At 72.5% G+C, this 11791-nt stretch carries 11 protein-coding genes; 2 read left to right on the top strand and 9 right to left on the bottom strand.

Annotation, left to right across the window (positions count from 1 at the left end; genetic code table 11):
• Positions 1-209 precede the first annotated feature (209 nt).
• Positions 210-692: a VOC family protein gene (locus tag AB0H82_RS23920; protein WP_362995885.1), complete on the top strand. Its 483-nt coding sequence runs from the start codon at positions 210-212 to the stop codon at positions 690-692.
• An 87-nt stretch (positions 693-779) separates the two neighbouring features.
• On the opposite strand, the gene AB0H82_RS23925 is transcribed toward AB0H82_RS23920, so the two are convergent.
• Both AB0H82_RS23925 and AB0H82_RS23930 read right to left on the bottom strand, forming a co-directional pair.
• Positions 780-1232: a carboxymuconolactone decarboxylase family protein gene (locus AB0H82_RS23925; protein ID WP_362995887.1), complete on the bottom strand. Its 453-nt coding sequence runs from the start codon at positions 1230-1232 to the stop codon at positions 780-782.
• A 188-nt stretch (positions 1233-1420) separates the two neighbouring features.
• On the bottom strand, positions 1421-3604 hold the full coding sequence (locus AB0H82_RS23930) for an MMPL family transporter (protein WP_362995889.1): 2184 nt from the start codon (positions 3602-3604) through the stop codon (positions 1421-1423).
• A gap of 217 nt (positions 3605-3821) precedes the next feature.
• Here AB0H82_RS23930 and AB0H82_RS23935 point away from each other — a divergent pair, with 217 nt between their 5' ends.
• Positions 3822-4691 (top strand): sigma-70 family RNA polymerase sigma factor, encoded by an 870-nt coding sequence (locus tag AB0H82_RS23935; protein ID WP_362996039.1) that lies wholly within the window; start codon positions 3822-3824, stop codon positions 4689-4691.
• Positions 4692-4752: 61 nt separating this feature from the next.
• Here the strand turns inward: AB0H82_RS23935 and AB0H82_RS23940 are convergent, their stop codons facing one another.
• From AB0H82_RS23940 to AB0H82_RS23970, 7 genes are all read right to left on the bottom strand, one after another.
• Positions 4753-5250: a hypothetical protein gene (locus AB0H82_RS23940; protein WP_362995891.1), complete on the bottom strand. Its 498-nt coding sequence runs from the start codon at positions 5248-5250 to the stop codon at positions 4753-4755.
• Positions 5251-5341: 91 nt separating this feature from the next.
• On the bottom strand, positions 5342-6199 hold the full coding sequence (locus AB0H82_RS23945; RefSeq protein ID WP_362996041.1) for an alpha/beta fold hydrolase: 858 nt from the start codon (positions 6197-6199) through the stop codon (positions 5342-5344).
• A 275-nt stretch (positions 6200-6474) separates the two neighbouring features.
• A complete protein-coding gene (locus AB0H82_RS23950) occupies positions 6475-8088 on the bottom strand; it encodes an FAD-dependent monooxygenase (protein WP_362995893.1) in 1614 nt (537 codons plus the stop codon).
• A gap of 100 nt (positions 8089-8188) precedes the next feature.
• The gene (locus tag AB0H82_RS23955; protein ID WP_362995895.1) at positions 8189-9727 is read right to left on the bottom strand and encodes an FAD-dependent monooxygenase; all 1539 of its coding nucleotides are present in this window, start codon (positions 9725-9727) and stop codon (positions 8189-8191) included.
• Between the two features lies 1 nt (position 9728).
• Positions 9729-10673: an aromatase/cyclase gene (locus AB0H82_RS23960; protein ID WP_362995897.1), complete on the bottom strand. Its 945-nt coding sequence runs from the start codon at positions 10671-10673 to the stop codon at positions 9729-9731.
• 31 nt (positions 10674-10704) lie between these two features.
• Entirely contained in the window at positions 10705-11490 is a 786-nt protein-coding gene (fabG, locus tag AB0H82_RS23965; protein ID WP_362995899.1) for a 3-oxoacyl-ACP reductase FabG, read from the bottom strand.
• Positions 11491-11503: 13 nt separating this feature from the next.
• Positions 11504-11770, bottom strand: a complete 267-nt coding sequence (locus AB0H82_RS23970; RefSeq protein WP_362995901.1) for an acyl carrier protein — start codon at positions 11768-11770, stop codon at positions 11504-11506.
• Between the last annotated feature and the right edge of the window lie 21 nt (positions 11771-11791).

Below are 11791 nucleotides of genomic sequence, written 5' to 3' on the forward strand. Positions count from 1 at the left end.
GGAACACTCACCCTTCGGGTCGGTTCGAGACGCCCACATCGTTACGACGGGGTCTCGACCACTCCATGAGCTTCGGTGGTGGATTACTCGACTGCTTTGTTCAACCGGAGAAATGCTCGGTTGAACAGTGGCGGGCGGCCGATACCGTCGTGCCGGGAAACCGACGGGGACACTGATGGGGACACCGACCACGAACAGGAGCAGCCACGATGCCTGCGACGCCGGGGCCGAAACTGATGACGTTCCTGACCTTCAGGAGCCAGGCCGAGGAGGCGCTGGAGTTCTACACCGCGCTCTTCGACCACTCCGAGGTGCACCGGATGATCCGGGCCAGGGCCGGGGAGCCGGGGTGGGAGGAAGGAACGCTGCAGCACGCCGTCTTTACACTCGATGGGCAAATGTTCATGTGCACGAACATGCCGCCGCCCGGGGCCGTTGGATACGATCTTGCGCCGTGGGATTCGTATGAGTTCTCCCCCGCGACCGCGATATACGTGCAGTGCGAATCGGAAAGCGAATTCGATCGTCTCTACACGGCGCTTTCCGAGAAGGGTGAGGTCATCATGCCGGCGGGCGGGTATGAATTCAGTGCCCGGTTCGGGTGGCTGACCGACCGGTTCGGGGTGTCGTGGCGCATCAATCTCGTGCCGGCCAGGGGGGCGCGCGCCCGGCGGGCGGCCCAGGAGGGCTGAGCCGGGCCGGAGCCGGCAGACGGACACGGCTGAGGCCGGCCCACCGCTCGGGGTGGCCGGCCTCAGCCGTGTCCGTGCCCGGTCCGGTCAGCCCCAGGCGCCGGCCACCTGCTGGGTGGTCACGTTCAGCCGGTTGAAGAAGTTGCTCAGGGCGATCATCATGACCAGGGCCGCCAGGCCCTTCTCGTCGTAGTGGGCCTTGGCGCGCTCCCAGACGTCGTCCGGCACCGGGTCGGTGCGGTCGGCCAGCCGGGTGGCGGCCTCGGCCAGTTCCAGCGCGGCGCGCTCGGCGTCGGTGAAGTAGTTCGTCTCCCGCCAGGCGGCGACGGCGAACAGCCGCTCCTCGGTCTCGCCGGCCTTGCGGGCGCCACGGGCTCCGGAGTCCACACAGGGGCTGCAGCCGTTGATCTGGCTCGCGCGCAGGTGGACCAGGTCCAGGGTCGCCTTGGGGACCCCACCGGAGTAGATCGCCTTGTACATGTCCTGCACAGGCTGGGTGGCGTCAAGGATCATCGCCGGGTTCTGCAGGCGCGCTTCCATGGTTCTTCCTCTCTTCGATCCACATCGACGCCGCTGGCAGGCAGCGTCACTTCTATGACGAACGGGGGCGGACATGTGTGACAGCGGCAGGTCACCGGGTCTGCGGGGACCTGGCGGGCAGTGCGGGCGGGGGCGGGCGCCGCGCCGCGGGGGAATCCGGCGCGGCGCCCTTCCGTCCGGCGCGCCGGTCAGGTGCCGACGTCGACGCGGGCGGTCTGGGCGGGGCGCTCGCCGGCGGGCGGCGCCTCGTCCTCGGGGTGGCCCGGGCGCCAGATGCGCGGGCCGATGCCGAGGGAGAGTGCGGGGATCAGCAGGCTGCGCACCAGGAAGGTGTCCAGCAGGATGCCGATCGCGATGAGCAGGCCCTGCTGCAGCGAGCCCACGGTGGGGATCGCGGCCAGGACGCAGAAGGTGGCCGCGAGGACCACGCCCGCGGAGGTGATGACGCCGCCGGTGACCGTGAGGCCGGTCAGGGTGCCCTCGCGGTGGCCGCGCAACTTGACCTCCTCCCGGACCCGGGCCATCAGGAAGATCGTGTAGTCCACCCCGAGAGCGACCAGGAACAGGAAGCCGATCAGCAGCAGCCCGCGGTCGATGCGCGGGTAGTCGATGGCGTGGAAGAGCAGGGAGGCCGCGCCGACGGCGGAGGCGTAGGAGAGCACCACCGAGGCCAGCAGGACGAGCGGGGCGACCACCGCGCGCAGCACCAGGACCAGCATGAGCAGGACGACCGCGAGGATCAGCGGGATCAGCAGCATCTCCTCGTCCTTCTGGGCGTCGGAGGTGTCCAGCACGATCGCGGTCTGGCCGCCCACGACGGCGTCCGCGCTCTCTCCCCCGGCCCGGTCCAGGGCCGTGCGCAGCCGTTCGACGGTGTCCTTGGCCGCCGCGCTGTCCGGGGCGTCCTCGAACACGGCCGTCAGGTGGGTCCAGCCGCCCGCGGTCCGCTCGGTGGCCGCGGACTCCACGCCGGAGACGTCCTCGACGGTTTGCAGGGCGGGGCCGGCCGCGCCGGCGGGCACATAGATGTCGGCGGGCGCCGAGGATCCTGCGGGGAAGTGCTCGGCCAGCAGCCGCTGGCCCTCCACGGAGTCGACGGTCTTGGTGAACTGCTCGGCCTGGGTCTGGCCGGTCTCCACCGTGGCGGTGCCGAGGGCCAGGACGGCCAGCACTCCCAGGGAGGCGGCCCAGACGACGCGGGGCCTGCGGCCCACGGCCTGCGCCACGCGCGCCCAGGCGCCGTGTTCCTTCTCCACGCTCGCGTCGTAGCCGGGGGTGTGGCGCGGCACGAAGGGCCAGAACGTCCAGCGGCCCAGGATGACCAGCAGGGCGGGCAGCAGCGAGGTCATCGCGAGGAAGACCACCGCGATGCCGATGGCCACCACCGGGCCCAGGCCCTGGGTGGAGTTCATGCTGCCGAAGACCAGGCAGAGCGTGGCCACGCCCACGGTGGCCGCGGAGGCCGCCAGCGCCGGCATCGAGCGGCCCACGGCGATCTGCATCGCCTCGTGCCGGTCGGCGTGGCGGTGCAGTTCCTCGCGGTAGCGGGCGATGAGCAGCAGGGCGTAGTCGGTGCCCACGCCCACGCACAGGATCATCAGGATGTACGCGCTGAGCCCGTTGACGAGCAGGCCCGCGTGTTTGGCCAGCAGGTAGACCACGCCGCTGGCGACCTGGCTGGCCAGGAACACGGTCAGCAGCGGCACCATCCACAGCACGGGGCTGCGGTAGGTCAGCAGGAGCAGCAACGCGACCACGCCCAGGGCCGCGCCCAGCAGCGCCCCGTCCATGCCGCTGTAGACCTCGGCGAAGTCGCGGACGCTGCCGGCCTCGCCGGCGACGCGGACGTCCAGGCCGTCGGGCGCGCCGCCCTTGACGATGTCCTCGGACTCGTCCACGGCGTCGGTGAGCACCGCGTTGTCGCTGGGGCTGGTGCGCAGCGGGTAGCTGAGGAAGGCGGCCTTGCCGTCCTCGGAGACCTCGGGCTTGGGCACGTCGCCCACCGCGACGTCGTTCTCCAGCTCGGTGCGGTCCGCCGCGATCTTCTGCCGGTCGGCGTCGGTGAGGCCGCCGCCGCGGGCGTAGATGATGATGGCGGTGCTGCTGTCCTTGTCGGCGAAGTGCTTCTCCGCCAGTTCCACCGCCTGGGTCGACTGGGCGCTGGAGGGCAGCCACGTCTCGGGGTCGTTGTCCTGGACGTCTCCCAGCTTGGCCGCCAGGGAGCCGCCCGCCATGATCAGCACCAACCAGACGACGAGCACGGCCCACTTGGAGCGGCGGCCGCTGACCATTCGGGCGTAACGGGTCAGGAAACCGGCCCCGGCGCTCGGATCGTCACCGTGTGTCGCTGGTCGCCGACGTAGAGTTGTCATGAATGCTCGCAAAGGGTCAGGGAGCCTGTGCTCGACAGCTCCGATCTGAATCCGGGAGCAAGCGCGACCAGGGGCGCGGAGCCTTCCGTGGCCGGCGGCTTCCGCATCCCGTCACACGCGGGTGGTCCCGTTCGTCACTGCTATGACGCCCGGCAGCGCGAAGATGTGACAGGCGTTTGTCACACACCGACCGGGATCGAAGGGGACGACGGTGGTCATGCAGGAAAACGAACGGTTGGCGCACGCGTTCGAAGAGAAGCGTCCGCGGCTGCAGGCCGTGGCCCACCGCATGCTCGGTTCGTCCGACGAGGCCGAGGACGCCGTGCAGGAGGCCTGGATCAGGCTGCACCGCAGCGAGACCGACAGCGTGGAGAACCTCGACGGCTGGCTCACCACGGTGGTGGGACGGGTCTGCCTGGACATGCTCCGCGCCCGCAACCGCCGCGAGGAGTTCCTCGCCGAACACGCCGAACCCTCGGGCGAGCCCCGCACCGAGGAGCTCTCCGACCCCGAGCAGGCGGCCGTGCTGGCCGACTCCGTGGGGCTGGCGATGCTGGTGGTCCTGGACACGCTCGACCCGGACGAGCGGCTCGCCTTCGTCCTGCACGACACCTTCGCCGTGCCGTTCGCCGACATCGCCGCGATCATCGGGCGCAGCCCGGCGGCCACCCGGCAGCTGGCCAGCCGCGCCCGCCGGCGCGTGCACGGTGCCTCTCCCCTGCCCGACCTGCAGCGCCAGCACAAGGTCGTGGACGCGTTCCTGACCGCCGCGCGCAGCGGCGAGTTCGAGCGGCTGCTGACCCTGCTGGCCCCCGATGCCACCATGCACGCCGACGACACGGCCGTGCGTATCGGGGCCGCGCCGCTGACCGAGGGCGCCCAGGGCGTGGCGAGCATCTTCTCCGGCGGCGCCGAAGCGGCCCGCATCGCGCTCATCGACGGGTCGGTGGGCGCCGTGTGGCAGTCCAAGACGCGCCCGATCGTGGTCTTCAACTTCACCATCGAGGACGGGAAGATCACCGCCATCGACCTGGTGGCCGGGCCCGAGCGGCTCAAGGAACTGGACATCGTGGTCCTGGACGCCTGAGCGGCCGCTTTCGCCGTTTCGTCCCGGCGGGGACGAAACGGCGGGGGCGGACAGCGGACGCTCAGCCGATGGTCCACCGCTGCGTGCGGTCGTTGCGGTCGCACGTGGCCGTGCGGTAGAGGCCGCCGGCGGTCTGGTAGAGGCAGAGGCGGGTCGCGGTGTTCCGGAGCATGACCGCGCTGGCCGGCGCGGGCTGGATGATCTGCCACAGCTGGTTGTTCCCGCCGTTGCACCCGCCGGTGTAGACGTGCCGTTCCTTGTTGCTGTCCAGGCAGTGGTCCCAGACGTAGTTCTGGAGTGTCGAGGAGGTGTTGGTGGCGCCGCTCCACCACCAGTACTGCACGTGGTAGTCCTTGTCGCAGGCCTGGGCCCACAGGTTGAAGTAGGAGTTCTCCTCGATGCACTGCTTGTACTCGTAGTTCGCGAACCGGGCCAGGGGCGGTGCGCTCTCGGCGGCGGCGGCCGTTCCCGGTGCCGCCAGGGTCAGCGACAAGGCGAGTCCCACCGACGTCCCGATGACCGACACGGCCTGCTTGATCCTTCTCCCTGGGACGGACAAGATCGGTACCTCCCAATCGCTGCCTGGATCCTGCGAGTTGGCGTCGGCACATGGTCGCAGGCGAGCGTCTTGATCGGGGGGGCGCGGCCGGTCAGCTTCCGGGGCCGGGGGGTGTGGCGGCGGGCGGGGGCAGGCACTCCTCCAGGAACGCCAGGGCCCGCAGATGGTAGGCGCGGGCCGCCCAGCCCAGGCTGATGTTGTGCCCCGCCTGCGGCTGGCGCTCCAGCAGGACGCGCGGGGAGGCGGTGAAAGCGGCCGCCAGGGCGGCCAGTTCACCGTCCTCCTGGCGCCACCACCCCTCGTGCTCGGCGAAGGTGAGCCGCACCGGCACCCGCACCCGGGCCGCGAGCCGGTCGAAGGCGCCCGGCCAGGACGCCAGGTCGGCCGCCTCCCGCGCGGGCATCGGCGCCACCACGCCCGTACTGGCCCGGAAGGTGCCCGGCGGATACAGCCGCAGCGGCCCCCAGTGCCGGCGCCGGCTTCCGGGACGGTTGCCGCGCACCTCGTCCTCGGCGCCCGGCGCGTACCGCCGGCCGCAGCCCGAGACGTCCACGCCCAGCAGCCCGTCGCCGTGCCGCGCGTGCGCGGCGGCCGACAGGGCCAGCTTGCCGCCGAAGGAGTGCGCCAGCAGGAAGACGCCCGCGCCCACCCGGTGGCGGCGGGCGAAGTCGGCGACGGCCGCGCGCAGCAGCGGGACCTGCTCGGCGACCGGCAGCCCGCCGGGCAGCGCGGCGGCGGACCGGCCGTAGCCGGGGCGGTCCACCGCCAGCACCGTGTAGCCCAGCCGCGCCCCGAGCCGCAGCAGGGACAGCTCCGGGCGGGCCGCCCCGTCGAAGTACCCGGCGCTCATACCGCCCCCGTGCACCGCCACGACCAGCGCGCGCGGGGCGGTGCCGGCGGGTTCGCTCACCAGGGCGGACAGGGCGAGCCCGGCCGCGTCCAGAACGATCCGCCGGACCTTGCCGTCCGGGGTGAGCTGACGGGCCTTGCCGCCCAGGGCGGGCTGAGGGACCTCACCACCTGAGGTGACCCGAGGGGCCTCGCCGTCCGGGGCAACCAGAGAGGCCCTGCCGTCCGGGGAGTCCTGAGGGACCTCACCGTCCAGGACGGCCTGACGGGCCTCGCCGGCGGGCTCCTCGCCGGAGGTCTCCTCACCGGCGGGTCCCTCGCCGGTGGGTTCCTCGCGCCGCCGGCCGGCCGTGGCCGGCCCGGGGGACGGTGCCACTACGCGGCTCGGTCCTCGCCGAACCACCGGCCCAGCGCGTCGGCCAGGCCGTCCGGCGAGCCCTCGCCGGTCCACACCACGTGGCCGTCGGGCCGCACCAGCACCGCGTCCAGGCCGGCCAGTACGTCACTGGCGCCCTCCGCCGGCTTGGCGGTGGCCGTCACCACATCGACGCGGCCGGCCCAGCGGGCGGCGATGTCACGGACCCCGGCGTCGTCGGCCAGGTCGAGCAGGACGCCGCGCGCCGGGTGCAGCAGGCGCAGCGTGTCGCTCTCGCCGTCGGCGCCGGTCAGCGGGCGCTTGGCCAGCCGGCGGCCGAGCAGGGGGTGGGCGGGGGGCACCGCGTCCTGAGCAGGGGCGCCGGATGCCTCGGAGGTGCCGGATGCGTCGGGCGTGCCGGGTGCACCCGACGTGCCGGGGGCCTCGGGCGTGCCGGGTGTGTTCACGTCGTAGCGGATGTCGAGGTGGCTGACGATGCCCGCCAAGTGTCTTTTGACCTCGTCGTGTTCGATGAGTTCGGTGAACAGGGCGCGCAGCGGGTCGGACTGCTCGCCGCCCAGGAAGACGATGCCCTGCGCGCGCGTGTTCATCAGCAGCCGCTTGCCGACCGGGTGCCGCTCCTGGTGGTAGGTGTCCAGGAGCGCGGCCGGGGCGGTGCCGCGCACCGTGGCGGCCAGTTTCCAGCCCAGGTTGGCCGCGTCCTGCACGCCGGTGCTCAGTCCCTGCCCGCCGGCCGGCAGGTGGATGTGTGCCGCGTCGCCCGCCAGCAGCACCCGGCCGCGCCGGTACTGGCCGGCCTGGCGGGTGGCGTCGCTGAAGGAGCTCACCCACTGGGCGCTGCCGCCGCTGATGTCCTCGCCGGTGATGTGCTGCCAGGCCGCGGCGACCTCGGCGAAGGTGACGTCGTCGTCCCGGTCGCGGGCCGGGACGCCGTGCGGGCAGACGATGATGCGGTCCACGCCCTCCTTCAGCGGGGCCGCCATCACCATGCCGTGCGGCAGCCGCTCGCCCAGGAAGCGGGGTTTGAGTCCGCAGCCCACGACGTCGGCCAGGAACATGGTGCGGCCGGCGGGCAGTCCGGGAAAGTCGAAGCCGGCCGCCCTGCGGATGCCGCTCTGCCCGCCGTCGCAGCCCACCAGGTAGGCGGCGGTCAGCTGCCGGGTGCCGTCCGGGGTCGCGACGGTGGCCTCGACGTGGTCGCCGTCCACGAAGCCCTCGGCCAGGCCCAGCACGTCCCAGCCGCGCCGGATGTCCGCGCCGAGCTCCAGCGCCCACGCCTCCAGGACGGCCTCGGTCTCGTTCTGCGGGATGCCGCGGGCCCCGAAGTGCGCGTCCTCCAGCGTGGTGTAGTCGAACTGCACGCCGCCGAAGTGGCCCAGGGGGCTGGTCGCGAGGGTCTGGCCCTGCCCGAACCGGGGCAGCAGCCCGCGCTGGTCGAACACCTCCATGGCGCGGGCGGTGAAGCCCAGCCCCCGGGACTGCCCGGTCGGCTCGGCCAGGCGCTCGACGACGGTGACGCGGGCCCCGCCCAGGCGCAGTTCGCCCGCGAGCATCAGCCCCGTCGGTCCGGCGCCGACCACGATGACGTCGGTGTCCACCGCTGTCCCTGCCATGATTGTCCTGCCTCTCCTCGCTCGGATCTGCTCTGTCGGTCGGGCTCGATGGCGCTCGTGCGGCACGGCGGTGGCCGGCGGGCGAGGGGCGGGCGGCAGGTCAGCGGGGGCGGCCGAACCAGCGCTCCAGGACGGCCGCCAAATCCTCACCGCCGGCGGGCTGTGCGTCGGTGTCCTGCGCCCAGACGACGTAGCCGTCCGGGCGCACCGCCACCGCGCTCACCTGGTCCAGCTCGCCGGGCCCGCCGCCCGGCTCCGGGCGGGCCGCGACCAGGTCGATGCGGTCGGCCCAGCCCTCCCCCACGGCCGGCACCCGGCCCTCCAGGCCCAGCAGCAGCCCGCGCCCGGACCGGAGCAGTTCCAGGGTGGTGCAGGTGGAGCTGCCCACCCGCAGCCGGGCGTGCGGCAGCCGCAGGCCGGCCAGCCGGTGGCCGGATGCGCAGCCGGCGTAGCGGATGTCGAGGCCGCTGATCATCCCGGCGAGGCGGGTGCGCACCTGTTCGTGGGGCAGCAGCTCGGCCAGCATCGTGCGCAGCGGCTCCACTTCGCCGCTGCCCAGCAGCAGCATCGCCTGGGCGCGGATGTTGGCCAGGACGGCGCTGCCCACGGCGTGGCGTTCCTGGTGGTAGGTGTCCAGCAGGTCCTTGGGGGCGTGGCCGGCCAGGACGGCGGCGAGTTTCCAGCCGAGGTTGAAGGCGTCCTGCAGACCCAGGTTGAGGGCCTGGCCGCCGATGGGCATCTGGCGGTGGGCGGCGTCCCCGGCGTACAGCACGCGGCCGTGCCGGTACTGGGCGAGCTGGCGGTTGGCGTCGTCGAAGTGGTTGACCCACAGGGGTGTGCCGGTGCTGATGTCCTCGCCGGTCACCCGCTGCCAGGCGGCGGCCATCTCCTCGAACCGGGGTGGCCGGGTGCGCTGTCGGGCGGCTGCGCCGAACTCGTGGACCATCACCCGGGTCACCCCGTCGGGGCGGCGGGCGGCGATGGCCAGGCCGCGCGGCAGCCGCTGGAAGCGCCGGTCGGGGATGTCGATGCCCTCGACGTCGGCGCGCAGCAGTTCACGGGCGGCCGCCCGGCCGGGGAAGTCGGCGCCGGTCAGGCGGCGCACGGTGGAGTCCTGGCCGTCGCAGGCCACCAGGTAGCGGCCGCGCAGCCGCACGGGGTTCCCGTCGCGGCCGACGGCTTCGGCCTCGACCGTCTCGCCGTCCTGGGTGAGGTCGAGCAGTTGCAGCCGGTGGCCGCAGCGGATGTCCGCGCCCAGCGAGAGGGCCCACTCCTCCAGGATCGACTCGGTCTTGGTCTGGGGCACCTTGTGCTGGCCGGGGTAGGCGCCGGGCAGGGTGAGGTCAAGGGGCAGGCCGCCGAAGTGGCCGCGCGGTTCGGTGGGGGCCCTGCCGAGGTCGGTGAGCAGGCCGCGGCTGTCGAAGATCTCCATGGTGCGGGCGTGCAGGGTGGAGGCCCGCGACTCCTTGGTGGGGCGGTGGCGCTGCTCGACGACGGCCACCTGGATGCCGTGCAGGCACAGTTCGGCGGTGAGCAGCAGCCCCACGGGTCCGGCACCGACGATGATGACCTGGGTGTCCATCACGTCGGTGCGGCCCGGGCCGGCCCGGCGGGTGCGGTCGGCGTCCTGCGCGGCCATGTCAGCGCTTCCGCTCCGCGTAGTCCTTGGCGTGCCCCAGGGTGGCGCGGCTGTTGGTGCTCAGCGCGCTGTGCACGTAGTCGCGGGCGTCGGCGACGGTGGCCTGCTCGCCCAGGATCTTGGCGATGTTGGCGGTGTTGATGGACACGGTGTGCTGCGAGCTGGCCTCGGTGGTGCCCGGGCCGGTCTCGGTGAACGTCCACACGCCGGTGTGCAGGGTCATCAGGGCAGGCAGGGTGACCTGCTTGTAGGCGATTTTGCGGGAGTCCAGGGTGACCCGGTAGGACTTGGTGGTGTGCACCGAGCCGTCCTTGGCGCGGGTGTCCATCTCCAGGGTCTGCAGCCCGGGGGCGGGTTCTTCGAAGCGTACGGTGGCCACGTGCGGCAGCCGCTCGGGCCACCGGTCGGCCTCGTTGACGAAGTCGAAGACGTCCTGGGCGGCGCCGTCGATGTGCACGGTGTCGGTGAAGGAGAAGAGGAGTTTCTCGCTCTCGGCGGCGTGGGCGTGTTCGACGTTGTCCTTGAGGGCGGCCAGTTCGGAGGTGCTGTTGGTGTCCACGGCCCGGTCGATCCACTGCAGGTCCTGCGGGTTGTCGTCGATGGCGCGGTAGTCGTGCAGCAGGCGGATGCGGGCGCGGTCGGTGCCCAGGGGTTCGACGATCCAGGTGCCGCCCATCGCGGCGACCGGGGCGGTGGTGACCTCCTGGCGGAAGTCGATGCGCAGGGCCTCGGGGTCCAGGGTGCGGCGTGAGGTCCAGTTCTTGGCCTGGCCGTTGGCGGTGGCCCAGATGTGGATGCGTTCCTGGTGGTCGCCGGTGTCCTGGCGTTCGACGTGGATGGTGGGCGGGAAGATCTGCGGCCAGTGGCTCACGTCCGCCAGCAGGCGGTAGACGGTGGCCGCGGGCGCGCCGACGGTGATCTCGTGCTCGACCTGACGCGTCGTCATGGCAGGGGCTCCTTGGGCGGGTCGGGGCGGTTCAGAAGTTGCCGAGGCCGCCGCAGACGTTGAGCGCCTGGGAGGTGATGGAGGCGGCGGTGTCGGAGGCCAGGTAGCCGATCAGTCCGGCGACTTCCTCGGGGGTGCTGTAGCGGCCGAGCGGGATCTTGGCCTGGAACTTGGTGAGGATCGCCTCCTCGGTGGTGTCGTAGGCGGCGGCGTAGCCCTGGCGCACCCGCTGGGCCATCGGCGTCTCCACGTAGCCGGGGCAGACGGCGTTGACGGTGATGCCGGTGGGGGCCAGTTCGTTGCCGAGGGCTTTGGTGAAGCCGACGACGCCGTGCTTGGAGGCGGAGTAGGGGGCGCCGAGGACGACGCCCTGCTTGCCCGCGGTGGAGGCGACGTTGATGATGCGGCCGCGGTCCCGGGTGCGCATGCCGCCGGTGGTGAGCACCGCGCGGGTCATGCGGAAGACGCTGTTGAGGTTGGTGTCGATGACGTCGTCCCACAGCTCGTCGGTGAGGTCCGCGGTGACGCCGCCGCCGGAGCGTCCGGCGTTGTTGACCAGCACGTCGATGCGGCCGTAGCGGTCGGCGGCGGCCTGCACGAAGGAGGTGACGGAGGCGCCGTCGCGCACGTCCAGGGCCTGGCCCTCGGCCTCCAGGCCGTCGTTGCGCAGGGACTTGACGGTCGCGATGACGTCGTTCTCGGTGCGCGCGCCGAGGAAGACGAGGTGGCCCTGGCCGGCCAGCAGCCGGGCGGTGGCCAGGCCGATGCCGCTGGTGGCGCCGGTGATGAGCGCGACGCGGGAGGTGGACTGGGTCATGGCGGGTGTCCTCTCAGGCCACGCGGGCGGCGGCCAGCCGCTCGTTGACGGTGTCGATCAGTTCCCGGGGGGTCAGGGCGTCGGTCAGCGTGTCGTCGTCGAGGGAGATGCCGTACTCGCGCTCGATGCAGCCGCCGGTCTCCAGCAGGGCGAGCGACTCGTAGCCCAGCAGGGCGAAGGTGGTGTCCAGGATGTCGTCGGGCTGGGTGGTCTCGTCGGCGCCCGCGGCCTCGACGAGGATGCGCTTGAGGTCGGTGAGGGTGAAGGGTTTGTCGGTCATGTCGGTGTGCTTCCTTCGTCT

Source organism: Streptomyces sp. NPDC050732, assembly GCF_040654255.1.
GTDB lineage: Bacteria > Actinomycetota > Actinomycetes > Streptomycetales > Streptomycetaceae > Streptomyces.